We start from the raw sequence: 19624 nt of genomic DNA, 5'->3' as shown, positions 1-19624 counted from the left end.
GAATTTCATGACCTATGATCTCAACCCGCGCCCGCTCAATCCCGCCCCGCCCGCCCCCGTCATCGACTGGCCGAACGGCAAGAAGAGCGCCCTTTTCATCGGTTTCGACGTCGACGCCGAGACTGCCTGGATCGGCAACAACCACGCCAATGTCGACCGCATGGTCACGACCTCGCTTGGCGGCTACGACGCCCGGGTGGGGATCGCGAAGATCCTCGAACTGCTGGAGGAACTAGGCCTCAAGGCGACCTTCTTTATCCCCGGCTGGACCGCCGAGGCCCACACGGCCTCCTGCGAGCCAATCGTGGCGACGGGGCACGAGATCGCCCATCACGGCTACCTGCACAAATGCCCTGATCGCAACAAGCTGGAGGAGGCAAAGGAAGAGATCGATCGCGGGCTGGAGGCATTGCAATCCCGGCTGGGCATCACCCCCATCGGCTACCGCGCGCCCTCCGGCGAGAATTTCCCGGAATTGCTGGCCTATCTCACCGAGTGTGGCTTGCGCTACTCCTCTTCCTTCCGCGATGATATCCGCCCCTATCGCCATCGCCTCGCGGATGGCCGGCCCGGTCCGGTCGAAATCCCCGTCAACTACGCCTTTGACGACTGGAATTTCGGCATCACCAGCCGGCTGGACGGCCGCCCTCTCTTCGGCAGGGACGCCATCCTGCCCATCTGGCGCGAGGAATTCGCCGGAACCCACGAATGGGGCGGCGTGACCACGCTCGTCCTGCACCCGCAGGTTTCCGGCAGGCCGATGCGCTGGCGCATCCTGAGAGACTTCCTAGCCGAAATCGCCGCGCGCGACGACGTCTGGATCGCTACCGGCGCGGAAATCCTCGCACATTACGAAGCCGGAACCGAAGCGGCCTAGCAGCCATCCGGCTATCCCTGCCGACAGATCGACCTGCATCGAAGCTTAGCGCTTCCTGCGGGCCGCTGCGTTTGCGCAACCTCGCGCTAGTCGTTTTCCTCATACCCTTAGCCGATATTTGCGTTTGATCGCCGCTGGAACTCTGCCACCCTTGGAACCGTAATAAAAACAAATGGCTAGCCTGGCGGGGAAGAGGGAATTGCCGCCATGCCTCACCGCATCCAATCATATGAGAGGAACAAACATGTCGAAGCGACACGCATTTCTGAAAGCCTTGACCCTTGCGACCGCGATCGCTCTTCCTGCCGTAGCCGGCGCCGAGGATATCGCAGTTCCCGAGGCACTGAAGGCCAAGGGCCATCTCGTCGTCGGCATCGAGTCCAGCTATCCGCCCATGGCCTATCGCGACACGAAGACGAATGAACGCGTCGGCCTGAACATCGACCTGGTGACCGCCATCGGCAAGAAACTGGACGTCGAGGTACAGTGGGAGGAGATGGGTTTCGAGCAGCTTATGACGTCGGTGGAAACCGGCCGCATCGACATGATCGGCGCCGCCATCAGCGATCTTCCCAGGCGCCGCGAGAAGATGACGTTCGTCGACTATCTCGTCACCGGCGCGCAGCCCTTCACACTCAAGGCCAACGCCGAAACCCTGAAGACGAACCTCGATCTTTGCGGCAAGCGCGTCGGCGCGCCGAGCTTCACCAGCTACTTCCCCGAGGCGAAGAAGTGGAGCGAAAAGAACTGCGTCGCCGCTGGCAAGCCGGCTATAACCGTCAATGGCACGAATGGCGCCACCGCAACGCGCCTCGACCTCAAGCAAGGCCGCCTCGACGCCGGCGTTCTCGGTCCAGAATTCGTCGTCCATCTCATGCGTGACGAGCCCGACACCTACGCGCTTGTCGGCGAGCCGCTGCTGACCAGTCTCTTCGGGCTCGCCTTCAAGAAAGACGACACGGCAACCCGGGATGCCGTCGCCAAGGCGATCGACGCGCTGATCGCGGACGGCTCCTATACCGAGATCCTCAAAAAACATGGCCTTGAAAAATGGGCGATGGCGTCCACCAAGATCGACGCAGGCGAATAAGCGGAGAACCATCGATGCATGCGATCCTGCTGCCGCGCACAGGCGGCCCGGACGCCCTGGAATGGCGCGAGGTGGAAACACCTCGCGCCGGGCCGGGAGAGGTCCTTATCGCGGTCACGGCCGCCGCCCTCAACTATTCCGACCTGCTTCAGCGCCGCGGAACCTATAGTCTCGGCATTCCCCTGCCCTTGATCCTCGGTATAGAATGTTCCGGAACGATCGCCGAGCTGGGCGACGGGGTCGAGGCCTGGCAGGTCGGAGACCGGGTCTGCGCCCTGGTCGCCGGCGGGGCCTATGCGGAGCGGGTGGTCGTACCTGCCGCACAGGTCCTGCCCATTCCGGTCGACCCGGTAATCGCGGCGGGACTTCCGGAGGCCGCCTGTACCGTCTGGTCCAATCTTCTCGATATCGCCCGTCTTCAGCCCGCCGAGACGGTGCTCGTCCACGGCGGCGCCGGCGGCATCGGCTCCTTCGCCATCCAGACGGCGCACGCCCTCGGCTGCCGCGTCTTCGCGACCGCCGGCGGGGAAGAGAAATTGGCGCGCTGCCGCGCCTTGGGTGCCGCCCGCGCAATTTCCTATCGCGAGGAAGACTTCGTGACGGTGGTCCGGGAGGAAACGAACGGCAAGGGCGTCGATGTCATTTTGGACAACATGGGCGCACCCTACCTGTCCCGTAACGTCTCAGCACTGGCTCATGACGGGCGCATCGCCATGATCGGCCTGCAAGGCGGGCGGACGGCCGAGATCAACCTTGGACAGATGATGGGTCTTCGTGCTTCGCTGTTCACCACCTCGCTACGGGACCGTCCCCTCGCCGAAAAGGCGCGCATTGTCGCCGGCGTGCGCCGCGATCTCTGGCCCCTCCTTGCCAGCGGCCGCATCAAACCCGTGATCGACCAAAAGTTTCCGCTTCAGGAAGCGCGATCGGCACACGAGTACATGGAGAGCGGGGATCATGTCGGCAAAATCCTGCTAACCTTGTAACGCTAACCGACCCGGGTTCTCGGTAGTCTCCTGCGTTCATAGTGTCTTTCGCGAGTAGTCCGCTCCGGGTTCGAGGACCTTCGATCGATTCTGCATCCGACTTTGCGTTTTACGGGGCGTCCACAGATGGGAAGCGGACTGGCACAGGTTCTAAGGCACTCATAGCGCAAATGGACGGCTCGCCATGCCATCTGGTGGCGAGTGGTCAGGCCGTGCCCCAGCGTCCCCGGAACCGGCCCGATCGCTTCCCGATCAGAGCGTCTCGACAGGGTTCTTCGCGGCACCGGGGGATAGCCGTGTCTTCGCCGCGTGTGCGCCACTGGGAGAGGTCGCGGTTGCGGGAGGCGACCGCACTTTCCCACAGTTGATAGGCGTCTTCGCCCAGCATGAGGCGCACCGGCGCGCTGTCACTTTCCACCATGTCGATGACCACTTGCATGGCTTTGACCGGGTCGCCCATCTGCTGACCGTCCTGAGCAGCAAAATATTCATCCACACCTGCGTCAAGCGCCGTGTAATCCTTTCGAAGACATAGGCGATCTGTCGCCTGCGTATGGTGGGAAACCGGCCATACGCAGGCAACTGTTCGCCGACAATTTCGTGGTTTGGATAGTAGCAGAGGGTGCTCAAGCCAGGTTCCAGCACCCTCTTTGGTCAGAGATGCTTCTTGTAGAACGGCACCAGTTTCTCGACCGCTTTGGCGACGGACTCGGGCTGATCATACAGATCGTAGTGGGTCGCGCCCTCGACCACGAACAGGCCCTTCTCGCTCTTTACGCGGGCATAGAGTTCCTGACCGTCCTTGAGTGAACCGAACGCACCGGGAACGGAGCCGACGATGATCTGGATCGGCTGCGTCAGCAGGTCTTCTACCAAGTGGAACGCATCAAAAGCGATCACGCTGCCCACACTGGTAAAGCGCAGCTTGTTGGGTGCGCAGGCGTTCTTTCCGCGCGGCGTACGATAATAATCCACGGCCTGCGAGACATCGATATCGGTGATGCCGGCCGCGTCACGCTCCTCAATCGAGTTAGGAATCCAGTTGTTGATAAGCGGTTCGGCACCCCGCGCCTCGGCGGTGCGCTGCTTGCCGATCGCTTCGAGTGTGGCGATCACGTCGCCCTCGCGGTTCAAGCGGCCGATATTCGCGCCGACCACCGTGCCCACCGCCTTGATGCGGTGTTCGGTCATGGCGGCGTTCACGGCATAGCCGCCGCCCGCACATACACCCAGCACCCCGATCTTCTCCTCATCGATATAGGGCAGCGTGACGAGATAATCGACGGCGCAGCGCACGTCCTCAACGCGGGTGGCGGGGTCTTCGATATAGCGTGGCTCGCCGCCACTCTCGCCCTGGAACGAGGCGTCGAAGGCGATGGCGACGAAGCCCTGTTCGGCCAGCTTGGACGCATAGAGACCTGCAGTCTGTCCCTTGCAGCTCGATCCCGGATGAACACAGACGATAGCTGCGTATTTCTTGCTCTCATCGAAATCTGCGGGGACATGCAACTCGGCCGCCACATCCCAGGTGCGGTTCTTGAAGGTCACGGACTTCATGTTCGATCTCCTTTCTCGGCTAGTCGGATCGGTTTCGATGGAAGCTATGTAGCAACCGCGTTCCATTTCGATTAGATGCCATACAGTGCATGATCGCATTAGTGAGGCTTATGAATGGCCGGTGAGAACCTGCGAGACCTGAACGCCTTCGTCATCGTCGTGGAGGAAGGCAGCTTTACCCGTGCCGCCGTCCGGCTCGGCGTCTCGCAATCCGCACTTAGTCAAACGATCCGGGGATTGGAGGAGCGCCTTGGTCTGCGCCTTCTCAACCGCTCAACGCGAAGCGTCTCGCCAACGGAGCCAGGAGACCGGCTGCTGGCCCGCGTCCAGCCGGCGATGCAGGAGATTAACGAAGGACTGGCGCAGCTAACCGAGTTGCGCGACAAGCCTGCCGGCACGATCCGTGTCACAGCAGATGAGTTCGCCGTCCACCATGTCCTCTGGCCCGCTGTCGGACGCTTCCTGCCCAATTATCCGGACATCATTGTCGAAATAATCACCGACTACGGCCGTACCGATATCATCAGCGAGCGCTATGATGCCGGTGTGCGTCGTGGCCGGCTGATTGCGCAAGACATGATTGCTGTGCCGATAAGCTCGGATATTCGCATGGCCGTGGTGGGATCGCCCGCATATCTTGCGGGACGACAGCGACCAAAGACGCCGCAGGATTTGATCGGGCACGCCTGCATCAATCTGCGCCTGCCCAATCACGGGGAGTTCTTCGCATGGACGTTCCGCAAGGGCGGCAAAGAACACCGCATCAAGGTTGAGGGGCAACTCGTGTTCAGCACGCTGCCGGCGATCCTAACGGCAGCGGTGGCGGGCTTTGGACTGGCCTACATGCCGGAGGCGATGGTCAGGCCCCATGTGGAATCGGGAGAGCTCGTCGAGGTGCTGAGCCCTTGGCGTCAGATCTTCGAGCGGTATCACCTCTATTATTCAAGCCGGCGTCTGGCATCCCCCGCGTTTTCTCTGCTGGTAGAGGCTCTGAGATACCGAGAATAAGCCGGCAGCATTTGGACAACGCAATTGAGGTCGGAAGCGGCAATAGTCATATTGCGCCACTCAGCACTCGGTTTGGTCGTGGAATCGGTGGTACGTTGCGGTCTCTATCTCACCTGGCGGGGTGCGGCAATCGGCGGCAACATGGTACCATAGAGAGCAATCGGTGGTGTTTGGCGGGACATGCGGGATAGCGATGAGAACTATATCTCCTCCTTTGCCCTCTATACCCTCCAAAATAGGGCATAAGGGGGCAGCAGAACTGGGCTGACGGCCATCAGATTGCTGCTTCGCGCCCCCACTACGGTCATTCAGGCGGTCTTGGCGAGTATCTGAAAGTAGATCTTCTGCATCGGGGTGAAAAGCGGTTCGACAGCTTTCAGCAGTCAGCCCACAAAAAGGCGGACGTTTAGCTCGATGAGCGCGTTTCTGAGCCCAATCCGGGCCTTCGGCGCTCGTTGTCGAACCGTGGCTTTAGATCATTTACTGTCAGGCGACTTTCACATCCGCAGGATTTCGCGGGCCGTCATTCTCTTGAAGCCCTCAAGAATTGCCTTTGATTCGCTCGCATCGACGGAGGTTGCAAGGCGTACTACGGCTTCTCCCAGTTGCCAGATCATGAAGGCCGTCGACTCATACTTCTTCGCGTTCTGTCCGTGCGCTCGCGCCATGGCATCAGCAAGCAATGCCGCGCAAAGACGGCTTTCCGTCAACTCCAGGCTCATTAACTGCTTGTCGGTCTGCGTAGCCGACCAGATGTCGCGTATTACGGGTTCGTCGCGGACCATCGCAAAGTACTGGTCAAGTAGGTCGACGTAGGCCACTTCCAACTGAGCCGGCGTTGCTACATCTCGAAGGGTCTCTTCGATGCATTGGCGGCTCTGGGCGTTGTAGTGCTCAGCAAGCGCGCGCACGATCGCACTTTTGTCGGGGAAGTACTGGTAGAGCGAGCCTATCGATATTCCCGCGCCCTCTGCCACATCACTCATTCTGAGTTGGTCGCTGCCATTCCGCGCGATCCGTGCGGCGGCAACGTCGAGTATCTTTCTCAAGCGCTCCCGGCTGCGTTTCTGCACTGGCTGGCGTCGGGGCAGTGAGCCATCCGTCGCACCTTCAGACGCCATCGCGCTCGCGCCTGTCGATTGTTCTTTTGCCACCGGGCTTGACTCCCTTAATGTGAGTGTTTATCACTTTTATAAAAGTGAGGATCGATCATGTTTTATCGGGACCAGCCCGATTTCGCAATCGAGCCCTCGTCTCAACGCATTTTGGGAGGCGGCAATGGCTGAGCGGGCACTCATCGTTCTGACCTTCGCAGCGGCGATCGGAAGTGGCGTCGTGGCCGGGATATTCTTTGCGTTCTCATCTTTCGTCATGCCAGCCCTCGGCCGTGTACCGGCGGAAAGCGGGATTGCGGTTATGAACGCAGTCAACATTACCGTATACAATCCGGGCTTTATGGCCCTCTTCATGGGAACAGCAGCGGCATCGCTACTGCTTGCTTTCGGCTCCTATGTCTGGTGGGACAGCCTTGACGGAAAACTGCTCCTTCTTGCGGCACTGACCTATCTGGTTCTTTGCGTGGCAGTGACGTCCGCCTTCAACGTGCCACTGAACGACGCTCTTGCCGCAGCCGACCAGGGGTCGCAGCAACAGGCTGATCTGTGGGTTCGCATTCTCAACGATTGGACCTTCTGGAACCATATTCGGACAGCTGCTGCGCTGATTTCGGCAATCGCGCTGACCGTCGTTCTGTTGCACCAAAACGGAGCCTGACGCCAGTTCTCGAAATCCCGTCAGATTTGTAACTCTCACCATTCGGTATCCAACCCTACGTTCATACGGACTGCTACCGGAACGGTGAACGATGCCCAGCCGGTGAATGTAGGCGTGGCAAACCGGAAGAAAAGCGCGATGCGACCGAAATCACCTACTGGACTCACGAAGCCTGGCAAAGCGCCGGCCCGATCCTGGATAGGCCTGGGCGTCATCGCGCTCCCTTGCATCCTGGTATCGATGGACATGACCGTGCTTAACCTCGCGGTTCCGCACCTGACAGCCACCCTCGGCCCGAGCGCCGCACAGTTGCTGTGGATCGTTGATATTTACGGCTTCATGGTCGCCGGCGCGCTCATGACAATGGGCACGCTCGGCGACCGCATCGGACGCCGGCGGCTGCTCCTGATCGGTGCTGCATTCTTCGGCCTGGCCTCGGCAGCGGCGGCATTTGCGACGAACCCCGTTCAACTCATCGCGGCCAGGGCAGTCCTGGGCCTTGCTGCAGCGACCCTGGCGCCCTCCACGCTCTCGCTCATCCGCAACATGTTTGAGGACGACGGCTCGCGGCGCATCGCGATCGGCGTGTGGATTGCAAGCTTCTCCGCCGGGGCGGCGATCGGGCCGGTCGTGGGCGGGCTGCTGCTGGAGTACTTCTGGTGGGGTTCGGTATTCCTAGTCAATGTACCCATCATGATCGTCTTGCTCGTCCTCGGCCCGCTGCTTCTGCCGGAGTATCGCGACCCGAACGCCGGGCGGCTCGACGTGGTCAGCGCCTGCCAGTCGCTTGTCGCCGTGCTTTCGGTAGTTTGGGGTTTGAAGCGCGTAGCCGAGCACGGGCCGGATGCGATCGCCGCGGCGGCTATCGTTGCGGGACTGGCTCTCGGAGTGGTCTTCCTGCGGCGCCAGCGCCGACTTTCCGATCCGTTTGTGGACCTTGCGCTCTTCAGTAGCCCGGCATTCAGCGTCGCGCTGGCCGTGAACCTGGCGGGCTTCTTCTTCATTTTCAGTATTTTCTACTTTGTCCCGCAGTACCTGCAACTCGTGGTCGGCCTGTCGCCGTTCAAAGCCGGGCTCTGGACCTTGCCCTCAGGCGTTGCCTTCATCGCGGGGTCGCTTCTTGTGCCGGCGATCGCGGCAAGGCTACGGGCGGAGCGCGTGCTGATCGCTGCGCTCGTGATCGCTGCGACAGGGTTTGCGGTCCTGACGCAGGTGGACCCGGCCGGCTCGCTCGCCACTGCTGTTATCGGCTCGGTGATTTTCTCGCTCGGGTTGACGCCGGTGATCACATTGACAACCGACATAGTGGTGGGCGCGGCTCCTCCAGAGCGCGCCGGCTCCGCGGCCGCGCTCAGCGAAACAAGCAACGAGCTTGGCGGAACGCTCGGGATCGCGGTTCTCGGCAGCATCGCAATGGCGGTCTACAGAAGCGCAATGGCGAGCGAACCAGCGGCTGCCTCATCCGAGACGGCGCAGGCCACGATCGGCGGAGCGGTAGCTGCGGCTGAAACGCTCTCGCCAGAGGAAGCCGGAGCGCTCGTTGTAGCCGCGCAGGACGCCTTTACGGCCGGCATGCAACTGACCGCCGGCATCTCCGTCCTGGGACTTCTCGTAACCGCAGCGCTCGCGGCGGCGTTGCTAGGCAGGGCGCGGTCTGGACCCTCCCGCGAGGAGGCCTGAGATGCCGTGGCCGTCCCAGGGCCGGATAACGGTTGACAGGAGTTGCGAGCCGCCGCTGACACGGCGACCTGTCGCGGCATTGAATTCACAAACGATGATGGAGGAAGGAATGAACCACATTAAAGGAGATCAAATCGCGGCCCCGGAGATCGTTGATCGCGCCGTGTTCGAGACGCGACTCGAGGCATTGCGCATTCGAGAGAAAGCTCACACCCGCCTGAGCGATGCCATCGCGGCTGATCGCCGGCGGCTGCCGATGGTCGCGATCGATGGTGCAACTCCGCTTGTTGGCGAAAATGGATTTACGACGCTGCTCGACGCTTTTGAGGGACGCCGGATGCTCATAGCATATTATTTCATGTGGGTTCCCGGCAAACCGGCGCCGCAACAGTGCGAAGGATGCACGTTCTTCAGCACACAGCTTCGAGAACTGTCGCACCTGCATTCACGAGATGTGACTTACGCCACGTTCAGCCAAGGTCCCTACGCGGAAAGCGCCCGCTACCGTGACTTCATGGGCTGGACAATGCCCTGGTATTCGGCGCAGGACTCGCTCGACACGCTGCTGGTCGGGCGCCGTATCGGCATGATGCATATCGTTTGCTATCTGCGGCGCGGGTCCGATGTGTTTGAAACCTATTGGACCACACGGCGTGGCGTCGAGGCATTGGACAACACTTACCGGTTGCTTGATCTGACCGTCTATGGGCGGCAAGAGGATTTTGAAGACTCGCCCGCCGGCTGGCCGCAGCACTGGGGGGAAACCAACCATCCGTTTCGCCGCGATGGCCGGCCGATCTCTCAATGGTCTCGCCTGGAAGCCGGGCATTCCGACAAGCTTATGACCGGCGGAGGTATGGACGCATGAGGGGCCAGCCTTCGAAGCCGAAAGTGGCCTAACCCGTCCCGTTCGGGACGACACGATCAGGAGAATGACAATGGCAAAGTCCTATATCGGCGGGTGCGCGTGTGGCGCGGTGCGCTATGCCACGAACAGCGATCCCATCTTCCAGAACCATTGCCAGTGCCGCGATTGCCAGACGCGAAGCGGGACCGGTCACGGCTCCTACCTGACCTTCGCGCAACGGGCGGAGATGAAGATCACGGGTGAAGCGAAGACCTGGCGCGTCACCGGCGACAGCGGCGACGACAAAATACACGCCTTCTGCCCGGCATGTGGAACGCCGATCTATCTCACGTTTGCGGCAATGCCCGACCTCATCGCCGTGCATGCGGGCAGTCTGGACGATCCCGGCCAGTTTGAACCGCAGGTCGTCACCTACGGCATGCGTGCTCACGGCTGGGACACGATGGATCCGGCGTTGCCGAAGTTTGAGCGCATGCCCGGATAGCTCGGTCAATGTGGCGGTGCAAATCCGGACACGCTCCGGTCCGATGCGTCCGAATGGTCCAGTGGCGGCAACGAATCTTCGTGAAGAAGGGCGTCTCATTCAGCCCTGCGACAATTCGGTCATGCGGTATATAGAGAATATGCGATGCAAGAGGCAGGATATTTTCGAACACAGCCGAACGCTACCGGATAACACAAGCATAGGATTAATCGGTCCAGCCGCGGATGTTGCCGGATGGAAAGGATAATTCCGGACTTGATGATTCCGATCAGTAGTGCGGCGGCGTGATGACCCAGACCACCTTTGCCGGCTTGTCGCCCGAATTCGCGCAGCGGTGTATCTCGGTGCTCCTGAAGGAAAAGCTGTCACCTTCCTCCAGTTGAAAGAACTGCCCGGCGACCCACAGGTCGAGCCTTCCCGAAATGACCAGCCCGCATTCCGCGCCGTCGTGATTGTAGTCTCCGCTGTCCGCGCCCGGCTCGATGGTGCTCAGCAGCATTTCCAGCGGACCGCCGAGATTGGGCGACAGAAGCTCCTCTTCGATGCCGATTCCGGTGAATGTGAGTCTGCGCCGGTTGTGCGCCCGGACCACGATGTCCTTTTCCTGGGCAGGAACATCGCGCACATGAAAGAACCAGTTCATGTGGACGCCCAGCGTGTCGCTGATCTTCTTCAGGACGCCGATTGGAAGCTTTGTCTGGTTACGCTCGATCAGACTGAGGTAGCCGACGGATATGCCGGCGGAATCCGCGACCTGCTGAAGCGTCAACCCTTTCACCTTCCGCAATTCCCGGATTTGCGGGCCGATGGCGATCTCGTCCGGGCTTTCGCCGCTGTTCGGCTCTTCCGTCTTGCGCATCGTCCGTAAGGGCATGGCCATTCCTTTTGCCTCGATGCCGAACCCCTGTCCTTGATCGGCCATAATTTCCCGTTGCGCCCAATCACGGTCGGAAACGAATTTACCGAGCCGATGTCGGGCACTCAACGACGCTTTGTTCTGTAAAAAATAAACACAAATTTTCACACTTGTGAATGATATTTTTACATGACATGGTTTCCCAACCTGAGCTTCACAAGAAAAGCACCTCCGTTTCGGGAGGATAACCTTCAGGAAGCGGTGTGGAACGGCAGGGAAATGGGGACGCCTTACAGCGTGACCCATTCAAGCGGCGGAGGCGGCGTCCTCGCGACGAGGCTTCCCCTGGAAAGGGAGATCCGCAGTGTCTGAACTACCTTCGACCGCGCGAGTGGTCATCATCGGTGGGGGCGCGGTCGGCGTTTCATCGCTCTACCATCTCGCCAGAGCCGGCTGGACCGATTGCGTGCTGCTGGAGAAGAATGAACTGACTTCGGGCTCCACCTGGCACGCCGCCGGCAATGTGCCGACCTTCTCCTCGTCCTGGTCGCTGATGAACATGCAGCGCTATTCGGCCGAGCTCTACCGGGGGCTCGCCGAGGCGGTGGACTATCCGATGAACTACCATGTCACCGGCTCGCTGCGCCTTGCCCATTCGAAGGAACGCATGCGGGAATTCCAGCGGGCCAAGGCCATGGGCCGTTATCAGGGCATGGCAATCGAGGTGATCGGTGCCAACGAGATCAGGTCGAAATATCCCTTTATCGAGCTGCATGACCTCGAGGGCGCGCTCTATGATCCGAATGACGGCGACATCGATCCTGCCCAGCTCACGCAGGCGCTGGCCAAGGGCGCGCGCGATTTGGGCGCCAGGATCGAGCGCTTCTGCCCGGTGACGGCGGTGCGCCGCGATGGGAACGACTGGGTGGTCTCGACGCCTAAGGGCGACATACGTTGCGAGAAGGTGGTGAATGCCGCCGGCTACCGGGCCGGGGAAATCGGCAGGATGTTCGGCCGCGACATCCCCATGATGGTGATGAGCCACCAATATATCCTGTTCGACGAAATTCCGGAGCTGGCCGCGTGGACGAAGGAAGCTGGCCACAAGTTGCCGCTGCTGCGCGACGTGGATTCCTCCTATTATCTGCGGCAGGAGAAGGCCGGCATGAATCTCGGCCCCTATGAGCGCAATTGCCGCGCGCATTGGGCGAGCCCCCACGATCCGATGCCGGACGACTTTTCGTTCCAGCTCTTCCCCGACGACCTCGACCGGCTCGAATGGTATCTGGAGGACGCCGTCGCCCGCGTGCCGATCCTCGGCACGGCCGGCCTGTCCAAGATCATCAACGGCCCGATCCCCTATACGCCGGACGGCAATCCGCTGATCGGCCCGATGCCGGGCGTCCCCAACGCCTTCGAGGCCTGCGTCTTCACCTTCGGCATCGCGCAGGCCGGCGGGGCCGGTAAGGTACTGGCGGAATGGGTGACCGAGGGCGCCACCCAATGGGACATGTGGTCGTGCGATCCGCGCCGCTTCACCGCTTTCGCCGCCGCGCCCGATTATGCGGTAGCCAAGGGCATGGAGGTCTATGGCAACGAATACGCTATTTTCTTTCCGCGCCACACATGGCCGGCAGCCCGCAACCGCAAGCTTTCGCCCGTCCACGACTGGATCGCCGCGCTCGGCGGGCAGTTCGGGGCCTACAATGGCTGGGAGCGCGCCAACTGGTATGCACAGCCCGGCGACGACATTTCGGAGGCGGCGACCCAGACTTTCGATCGCGACGGGCCGTGGCACAGGCGCATCCGCGAGGAATGCCTTGCTGTACGCGACGCCGCCGGCATTCTCGACCTGCCCGGCTTCTCGCGTTTCCGCGTACAGGGACCGGGCGCGCGCGACTGGCTCGCCTCGCTGATCACGGGCGCCGTGCCGAAGCCCGGCCGCATCGGGCTCGGCTATTTCGCCGACGACAAGGGGCGGATCGTTACCGAAATGTCGATCATGGCGCTCGACGAAGATTTCTTCTTCCTCATCACCGCGGCGGTCGCCCAGTACCATGACAGGGAATGGCTCGAAGCGCATCTGCCCGAGGCAAGCGGCATCGCCATCGAGGACGTAACCGACCGCTTTTCCTGCCAGATCCTGAGCGGTCCCGCCTCGCGCACCATTCTGGCGGAGGTCTGCGACGGCGACCTGTCGAAGCCATGGCTGACGCATCAATCGTGCCGGATCGCCGGCAGATGGCTCCAGCTCGTGCGCGTGTCCTTCGCCGGTGAGCTGGGCTGGGAACTGCACACCAAGGTGGAGGATACGGCGACCGTGTTCGATGCCGTGTGGGAGGCCGGGCAGAAGCATGGCCTCAAGCCGTTCGGCATGTTCGCGCTGGATTCGCTGAGGCTGGAAAAGGGCTACCGCATCTGGAAGCAGGACCTGTCGACCGACTACACGATCCTGCAAGGCGGGCTGGAACGCTTCGTGAAGTGGGACAAGCCCGACTTCAAGGGCAAGGCCGCGCTTCTGGCTGAAAAGCAGAAAGGCATCGCGAAACGCTTCGTGACGCTGGCGATCGAGAACCCCGGCCCCTGCGACGCGCCCTACATGTCCATTCTGTGGAAGAATGGCGAGATCGTCGGCGAGACGCTTTCGGGCGGATGGGGGCACCGGGTCGAGCAGTCGATCGCGCTGGCCATGCTGCGCGCCGACCTTGCCGAATCCGGCACGGCGTTCGAGGTCGAGATATTCGGTGAGCGGTTCAAGGCGGTCGTCCAGCCGGACGCGGCGCTGTGGGACCCGCAGAACGAGAGACTCCGCGCATGAGCAACCTCCCCGACAAGGCCCGCGTCGTCATCGTCGGGGGCGGGATTTCCGGCTGTTCCGTCGCCTATCATCTGGCGAAGCTCGGCTGGAAAGACATCGTGCTGCTGGAGCGCAAGCAACTCACGTCCGGTACGACATGGCACGCCGCCGGGCTGGTCGGCCAGTTGCGTGCCTCGCAGAACATGACGCGGCTCGCCAAATATTCCGCCGACCTCTACGTGAAGCTCGAAGCCGAAACCGGCATCGGCACCGGCATGCGGCAGAACGGCTCGATCACCGTCGCCCTGACGCCGGAACGCAAGGAGGAAATCTATCGGCAGGCCACGCTGGCGCGGGCCTTCGATGTGGAGGTCCACGAGATTTCGCCGCGGGAGGTGAAGGACCTCTATCCCCATCTCGACATTTCCGATGTCGTCGGCGCCGTCCACCTGCCGGGGGACGGCCAGTGCGACCCGGCCAACATCGCCATGGCGCTGGCCAAGGGCGCGCGCCAGCTTGGCGCGAAGGTGATCGAGAACGTCAAGGTCACGGCGGTTGACGACCGCGATGGCCGCGTCACCGGGGTATCGTGGGCGCGGGGCGAGGAGCAGGGCGTCATCTCGACCGATCTCGTCGTCAATTGCGGCGGCATGTGGGGCCGCGACCTCGCCGCCCGCTCGGGCGTGACGCTGCCGCTGCATGCCTGCGAGCACTTCTACATCGTCACCGAGGCCATCCCCGGCCTCCAGCGCCTGCCGGTGCTGCGCGTGCCGGACGAATGCGCCTACTACAAGGAGGATGCCGGCAAGATGATGCTGGGGGCTTTCGAGCCGGTGGCGAAGCCCTGGGGCATGGACGGCATACCGGAAGAGTTCTGCTTCGACCAGTTGCCGGAGGACTTCGACCATTTCGAGCCGATCCTCGAAAAGGCGATCCGGCGCATGCCAATGTTGGAAACGGCGGGCATCCACACCTTCTTCAACGGCCCGGAGAGCTTCACGCCCGACGACCGCTATTATCTCGGCGAGGCGCCGGAGCTGAAAGGCTACTGGGTGGCGGCCGGCTACAATTCGATCGGCATCGTCTCCTCGGGCGGGGCCGGCTTCGCGCTGGCCCAGTGGATGAACGACGGCGAGCCGCCCTTCGACCTGTGGGAGGTGGACATCCGCCGCGCCCAGCCGTTCCAGCGCAATCGACGCTATCTGAAGGAGCGGGTGACGGAAACGCTCGGCCTGCTCTACGCCGACCATTTCCCCTACCGGCAGATGGCGACGGCGCGTGGCGTGCGCCGCTCCCCGATCCACGAACATCTGAAGGCGCGCGGCGCGGTGTTCGGCGAGGTCGCCGGCTGGGAGCGCGCCAACTGGTTCGCTGCCGAAGGGCAGGAGCGCGAATACCGCTATGGCTGGAAGCGGCAGAACTGGTTCGCCAACCAGCGCGACGAGCATATGGCGGTGCGCGAGGGCGTCGGCCTGTTCGACATGACCTCCTTCGGCAAGATCAGGATCGAGGGCCGCGATGCGCTTGCCTTGCTGCAACGGGTCTGCGCCAACCAGATGGACGTCGCGCCCGGCCGCATCGTCTATGCCCAGATGCTCAATGCGCGCGGCGGTATCGAGAGCGACCTCACCGTCACGCGCCTGTCGGAGACGGCCTTCTTCGCTGTCGTTCCCGGCGCGACCCTGCAACGTGACCTCGCCTGGCTGCGCAGGCATGCGCGGCCGCAGGAATTCGTCGTCATCACCGATGTGACGGCCGCCGAAAGCGTGCTTTGCCTGATGGGGCCGAAGGCCCGCGAGGTGATTGCGCAAGTCAGCCCGAACGATTTCTCAAACGAGGCGTTCCCGTTCGGAACGGCGCAGGAGATCGAGATCGGCCTGGGGCTCGCCCGCGCCCATCGCGTCACCTATGTGGGCGAGCTTGGCTGGGAGCTTTACGTGTCCTGCGACCAGGCCGCCCATGTCTTCGAGGCAATCGAGGAGGCCGGCGCTTCTTCCGGCCTTAAGCTCTGCGGCCTTCATGCGCTCGATTCCTGCCGCATCGAGAAGGCCTTTCGTCATTTCGGCCACGACATCACCGACGAGGACCATGTGCTGGAAGCCGGCCTCGGCTTCGCCGTGAAGACCGCCAAGGGCGATTTCATCGGCCGCGACGCCGTGCTGCGCAGGCGTGAGGAAGGCCTGATACGCAGGCTTGTGCAGTTCCGCCTGACCGACCCCGAACCCTTGCTGTTCCACAACGAGGCGATCGTGCGGGACGGCCGCATCGTTTCCATCGTCACCTCGGGCAATTACGGTCACTTCCTCGGCGGGGCCATCGGCATGGGCTATGTGCCTTGCGAAGGAGAAAGCGAAGCCGATATGCTGGCCTCCACCTACGAGATCGAGATCGCGGGTGAGCGTTTCCCGGCGCAGGCGTCGCTCAAACCGATGTATGATCCGAAATCCGAACGAACGAGGCTCTGACGAACCAGCAACATCCGATAATCCTAACCTTCAGGCTTCAATCCGATAACAGAAATGGGAGAACAGACATGAAGCATCTTCTGGCAACGACCTGCCTGGCCCTAGGGCTGGGCGTTCTGGCCGCCGCACCTGCGGCCGCCGAGTGCGGCGACGTCACCATCGCCGCCATGAACTGGCAAAGCGCGGAGGTTCTGGCCAGCCTGGACGAGTTCATCCTGCGTGAGGGGTACGGCTGCAACGCTTCGGTCATCAGCGGCGACACGGTTCCGACTATCACTTCCATGGTGGAGAAGGGCCAGCCGGACGTCGCGCCCGAAGGGTGGATCGATCTGGTGCCGGAACTGCTCAAGCGCGGCCTCGACGAGAAGCGCATCGTCGCTGCCGCCGTGGCAATCTCCGATGGCGCGGTGCAGGGCTGGTGGATTCCCAAGTACATCGCGGACGCCAACCCCGACATCAAGACCATCGATGATGCGCTGAAACATCCCGAACTCTTTCCCGATCCCGAGAACCCCGGCAAGGGAGCCGTCCACAATGGGCCGCAGGGATGGGGCGGTACGGTCGTGACCGGCCAGCTTTACAAGGCCTATGACGCTGAGGCGGCCGGGTTCCGGCTCGTCGACACCGGCTCCGCCGCCGGCCTCGACGGCTCGATCGCGCGGGCCTATGAGCGCAAGGAAGGCTGGGTCGGCTACTACTGGTCGCCCACGGCCCTGCTCGGCCGCTACGAAATGGTCAAGCTCGAGCACGGCGTTCCGTATGACGAGGCGGAATGGAAGCGCTGCAACACCATCGCCGAATGCCCGGACCCGAAGAAGAACGACTGGCCGGCTGACACGGTGCAGACGCTGCTGACCTCGACCTTCGCCGAGCGGGCCGGCGAGGATGTCGTCGCCTATTTCCAGAAGCGTGCATGGACGAACGCCACCGTCAACGCACTGATGGCCTGGATGACCGACAACCAGGCCTCCGGCGAGGACGGCGCGAAATACTTCCTCCAGAACAACGAGGACCTGTGGAAGGATTGGGTCTCGCCGGAAGCCGCTGAGAAGATCAAGGCGGCGCTCTAGACCTGACTGAACCGGGCGGCCTCGCGCTGTAGCGGGCCGCCCGGTCCATCGCCTCGCGGGGCATGGAGAAGACGATAAAAAGCCGCCACGAAGCAGGCAGGGGAACGATATGGACTGGTTCTGGTCATTTCCGCACATGAACGACAATGCGCTGCGCGAGTTGAGGCGGGCGATAGACGACGGCTTCAGGAACTTCACCCGCGGCTATGGCGACATGATCGAGGGCGTTTTCGAGCCGCTGCGGCTGTTCCTGATCCAGTCCGAGTGGCTGTTGCTGAACACGCCCTGGCCGATCGTCATTCTGGCCATCGCCACGATAGCCTGGTTCGCCAGCCGCAGTTGGGCGATCGTCGTGGGCAGCGTCCTGACCCTGCTTGTCATCGGCTATTTCGACATGTGGGATGACACGATGCGCACGGTGTCGATGATCTTCGTCTGCACTGTGGTGGCCATTGCGCTCGGCATTCCCATCGGCATCCTGATGGCGCGCTCCAACCGCTTGCAGAGCATCGTCAACCCGGTGCTCGACGTGATGCAGACCATGCCGAGCTTCGTCTACCTGATCCCGGTCGTCATGCTGCTCGGCATAGGCAGGGTCCCGGGCGTGATCGCGGTGGTGATCTACGCCATCCCGCCGATGATCAGGCTGACCAATCTCGGCATCAGGCTGGTGGACAAGGACGTGCTGGAAGCCGCCGACGCCTTCGGCTCGTCGAACTGGCAGAAGCTGAAGAACGTGCAGATGCCGCTTGCCCTACCCACCATCATGGCCGGCATCAACCAGACCATCATGATGGCGCTGGCCATGGTGGTGATCGCCTCGATGATCGGCGTACAGGGGCTGGGACAGCCGGTGCTGCGGGCCATCAACAACCAGTATTTCACCATGGGCATCTTCAACGGGCTCGCCATCGTCGGCATCGCCATCATCTTCGACCGCATCAGCCAGGCTTATGGCCGCAGGCTCCAGAAGCATCTGGAGATCGTCCATGGCTAAGGAAAGCGCGAACCGCTACGGCATCGAGATCAGGAACCTGTCGAAAATATTCGGCCCGGATGCCGCCGCCATGGTTCCGCTGGTCGAGCAGGGAATGTCCAAGGCGGAGCTGAACGAGCGTCACGGCCATGTGCTGGGTCTGCGCAACATCAATATCGCCATGCCGGCCGGTAGCATCCAGGTCATCATGGGTCTGTCCGGATCGGGCAAGTCGACGCTCATCCGCCACATCAACCGGCTGGTCGATCCGACCGCGGGCGAAATCCTCGTCGGCGGTGAGGACGTGGTGAAGATGACACCGAAGGAGCTGCGCGCGTTCCGTCGCCACAAGACCGCGATGGTGTTCCAGAAGTTCGCGCTCCTGCCGCATCGCAACGTGCTGGAGAACACCGTCTACGGGCTTGAGATGCAGGGCCTTCCGCGCGACCGCCAGGTCGAGGCGGCGATGCGCTGGATTACCCGCGTCGGCCTCTCCGGCTTCCAGAAGCACTATCCCAACCAGCTCTCCGGCGGCATGCAGCAGCGCGTCGGGCTTGCCCGCGCGCTCACCAACGACGCACCGATCCTGTTGATGGACGAGGCGTTCTCCGCGCTCGACCCGCTGATCCGCACCGACATGCAGACGGTGCTGCTCGACATCCAGAACGAGATCAAAAAGACGATCGTCTTCATCACCCACGACCTGGACGAAGCGCTGCGGCTCGGCGACCGCATCGCCATCCTGCGCGACGGGGAGGTGGTGCAGCAGGGCACCAGCCAGGACATCGTGCTCAGGCCCGCCGACGATTACGTCGCCAACTTCGTCAAAGAGGTCAACCGGGCACGCGTGATCCAGGTCGAAGCCGTCATGGCGCCGCTGTCTCCCGACGCAGCCGGCCACGGGCCGGCCATCGCTGCCGGCGCGACCATCGAGGAAGCCATGCGCCTGCTCGCATCCGCTGCCGGCGACAGCCTCACGGTCACCGAGCCGTCCGGCAAGCCGTCGGGAACCGTGACGCTGCGCCAACTCGCCGAAGCGATGGTCAATCTCCAGGACACGTCGGACGGGCAGAGAGGCCATGCGGCCGCAGAATCCTGACACGGCGCGGCCGCCGATCTCATGATCGGTGGCGGTTT

The 19624-nt window shown here is 62.3% G+C and carries 17 protein-coding genes; 13 read left to right on the top strand and 4 right to left on the bottom strand.

Going from position 1 to position 19624, the window contains the following annotated elements:
* Positions 1-7: 7 nt before the first annotated feature.
* The 3 genes from ABID37_RS21320 to ABID37_RS21310 all read left to right on the top strand — a co-directional run bounded on the left by ABID37_RS21320 (position 8) and on the right by ABID37_RS21310 (position 2953).
* Positions 8-877: a polysaccharide deacetylase family protein gene (locus tag ABID37_RS21320; protein ID WP_354198444.1), complete on the top strand. Its 870-nt coding sequence runs from the start codon at positions 8-10 to the stop codon at positions 875-877.
* 244 nt (positions 878-1121) lie between these two features.
* Positions 1122-1967 (top strand): ABC transporter substrate-binding protein, encoded by an 846-nt coding sequence (locus ABID37_RS21315; RefSeq protein WP_354198442.1) that lies wholly within the window; start codon positions 1122-1124, stop codon positions 1965-1967.
* A 14-nt stretch (positions 1968-1981) separates the two neighbouring features.
* Positions 1982-2953, top strand: coding sequence for an NAD(P)H-quinone oxidoreductase (locus ABID37_RS21310; RefSeq protein WP_354198440.1), 972 nt, complete (start codon positions 1982-1984; stop codon positions 2951-2953).
* A 205-nt stretch (positions 2954-3158) separates the two neighbouring features.
* Here the strand turns inward: ABID37_RS21310 and ABID37_RS21305 are convergent, their stop codons facing one another.
* A complete protein-coding gene (locus tag ABID37_RS21305; protein WP_354198438.1) occupies positions 3159-3449 on the bottom strand; it encodes a Rossmann-fold NAD(P)-binding domain-containing protein in 291 nt (96 codons plus the stop codon).
* 158 nt (positions 3450-3607) lie between these two features.
* Positions 3608-4510, bottom strand: a complete 903-nt coding sequence (locus tag ABID37_RS21300) for an alpha/beta hydrolase (protein ID WP_354198436.1) — start codon at positions 4508-4510, stop codon at positions 3608-3610.
* 114 nt (positions 4511-4624) lie between these two features.
* Between ABID37_RS21300 and ABID37_RS21295 the strand changes: the two genes are divergently transcribed.
* Entirely contained in the window at positions 4625-5518 is an 894-nt protein-coding gene (locus ABID37_RS21295) for a LysR family transcriptional regulator (RefSeq protein WP_354198434.1), read from the top strand.
* A 497-nt stretch (positions 5519-6015) separates the two neighbouring features.
* Here the strand turns inward: ABID37_RS21295 and ABID37_RS21290 are convergent, their stop codons facing one another.
* Positions 6016-6672, bottom strand: coding sequence for a TetR/AcrR family transcriptional regulator (locus ABID37_RS21290; RefSeq protein ID WP_354198432.1), 657 nt, complete (start codon positions 6670-6672; stop codon positions 6016-6018).
* A 124-nt stretch (positions 6673-6796) separates the two neighbouring features.
* Here ABID37_RS21290 and ABID37_RS21285 point away from each other — a divergent pair, with 124 nt between their 5' ends.
* The 4 genes from ABID37_RS21285 to ABID37_RS21270 all read left to right on the top strand — a co-directional run bounded on the left by ABID37_RS21285 (position 6797) and on the right by ABID37_RS21270 (position 10323).
* On the top strand, positions 6797-7291 hold the full coding sequence (locus tag ABID37_RS21285; RefSeq protein ID WP_354198430.1) for an anthrone oxygenase family protein: 495 nt from the start codon (positions 6797-6799) through the stop codon (positions 7289-7291).
* Between the two features lie 138 nt (positions 7292-7429).
* Positions 7430-8971, top strand: a complete 1542-nt coding sequence (locus tag ABID37_RS21280; protein WP_435521612.1) for an MFS transporter — start codon at positions 7430-7432, stop codon at positions 8969-8971.
* 109 nt (positions 8972-9080) lie between these two features.
* Entirely contained in the window at positions 9081-9839 is a 759-nt protein-coding gene (locus tag ABID37_RS21275) for a DUF899 family protein (RefSeq protein ID WP_354198426.1), read from the top strand.
* Positions 9840-9909: 70 nt separating this feature from the next.
* Entirely contained in the window at positions 9910-10323 is a 414-nt protein-coding gene (locus ABID37_RS21270) for a GFA family protein (protein WP_354198424.1), read from the top strand.
* A gap of 268 nt (positions 10324-10591) precedes the next feature.
* Here ABID37_RS21270 and ABID37_RS21265 read toward each other — a convergent pair whose 3' ends face one another.
* Positions 10592-11347 (bottom strand): cupin domain-containing protein, encoded by a 756-nt coding sequence (locus ABID37_RS21265; protein ID WP_354198422.1) that lies wholly within the window; start codon positions 11345-11347, stop codon positions 10592-10594.
* Positions 11348-11543: 196 nt separating this feature from the next.
* Between ABID37_RS21265 and ABID37_RS21260 the strand changes: the two genes are divergently transcribed.
* From ABID37_RS21260 to ABID37_RS21240, 5 genes are all read left to right on the top strand, one after another.
* Complete coding sequence (locus tag ABID37_RS21260) at positions 11544-13997, top strand: GcvT family protein (protein ID WP_354198420.1); 2454 nt, start codon at positions 11544-11546, stop codon at positions 13995-13997.
* Positions 13994-16441 (top strand): GcvT family protein, encoded by a 2448-nt coding sequence (locus ABID37_RS21255; protein ID WP_354198418.1) that lies wholly within the window; start codon positions 13994-13996, stop codon positions 16439-16441. The genes ABID37_RS21260 and ABID37_RS21255 overlap by 4 nt, the downstream gene beginning before the upstream one ends.
* 68 nt (positions 16442-16509) lie before the next feature.
* Positions 16510-17511: an ABC transporter substrate-binding protein gene (locus ABID37_RS21250; protein WP_354198416.1), complete on the top strand. Its 1002-nt coding sequence runs from the start codon at positions 16510-16512 to the stop codon at positions 17509-17511.
* A gap of 109 nt (positions 17512-17620) precedes the next feature.
* Positions 17621-18508 carry an ABC transporter permease gene (locus ABID37_RS21245; protein WP_354198414.1) on the top strand — a complete coding sequence of 296 codons (888 nt, stop codon included), beginning with the start codon at positions 17621-17623 and terminating at the stop codon, positions 18506-18508.
* Positions 18501-19586 carry a quaternary amine ABC transporter ATP-binding protein gene (locus ABID37_RS21240; RefSeq protein ID WP_354198412.1) on the top strand — a complete coding sequence of 362 codons (1086 nt, stop codon included), beginning with the start codon at positions 18501-18503 and terminating at the stop codon, positions 19584-19586. Before ABID37_RS21245 ends, ABID37_RS21240 begins: the two co-directional genes overlap by 8 nt.
* Positions 19587-19624 lie beyond the last annotated feature (38 nt).

It is taken from the genome of Aquamicrobium terrae, from assembly GCF_040545735.1.
Classification (GTDB): Bacteria; Pseudomonadota; Alphaproteobacteria; order Rhizobiales; family Rhizobiaceae; genus Mesorhizobium; species Mesorhizobium terrae_A.
This window is presented reverse-complemented; position numbering and strand designations above follow the sequence as displayed.

Bases quoted from the DNA above. Each gene is read 5' to 3' on its own strand.
- ABID37_RS21250 (WP_354198416.1), top strand. From the start codon at position 16,510: ATGAAGCATCTTCTGGCAACGACCTGCCTGGCCCTAGGGCTGGGCGTT.
- ABID37_RS21320 (WP_354198444.1), top strand. From the start codon at position 8: ATGACCTATGATCTCAACCCGCGCCCGCTCAATCCCGCCCCGCCCGCC.
- ABID37_RS21280 (WP_435521612.1), top strand. From the start codon at position 7,430: ATGCGACCGAAATCACCTACTGGACTCACGAAGCCTGGCAAAGCGCCG.
- ABID37_RS21315 (WP_354198442.1), top strand. From the start codon at position 1,122: ATGTCGAAGCGACACGCATTTCTGAAAGCCTTGACCCTTGCGACCGCG.
- ABID37_RS21270 (WP_354198424.1), top strand. From the start codon at position 9,910: ATGGCAAAGTCCTATATCGGCGGGTGCGCGTGTGGCGCGGTGCGCTAT.
- ABID37_RS21245 (WP_354198414.1), top strand. From the start codon at position 17,621: ATGGACTGGTTCTGGTCATTTCCGCACATGAACGACAATGCGCTGCGC.
- ABID37_RS21285 (WP_354198430.1), top strand. From the start codon at position 6,797: ATGGCTGAGCGGGCACTCATCGTTCTGACCTTCGCAGCGGCGATCGGA.
- ABID37_RS21255 (WP_354198418.1), top strand. From the start codon at position 13,994: ATGAGCAACCTCCCCGACAAGGCCCGCGTCGTCATCGTCGGGGGCGGG.
- ABID37_RS21310 (WP_354198440.1), top strand. From the start codon at position 1,982: ATGCATGCGATCCTGCTGCCGCGCACAGGCGGCCCGGACGCCCTGGAA.
- ABID37_RS21295 (WP_354198434.1), top strand. From the start codon at position 4,625: ATGGCCGGTGAGAACCTGCGAGACCTGAACGCCTTCGTCATCGTCGTG.
- ABID37_RS21275 (WP_354198426.1), top strand. From the start codon at position 9,081: ATGAACCACATTAAAGGAGATCAAATCGCGGCCCCGGAGATCGTTGAT.
- ABID37_RS21300 (WP_354198436.1), bottom strand. From the start codon at position 4,510: ATGAAGTCCGTGACCTTCAAGAACCGCACCTGGGATGTGGCGGCCGAG.
- ABID37_RS21240 (WP_354198412.1), top strand. From the start codon at position 18,501: ATGGCTAAGGAAAGCGCGAACCGCTACGGCATCGAGATCAGGAACCTG.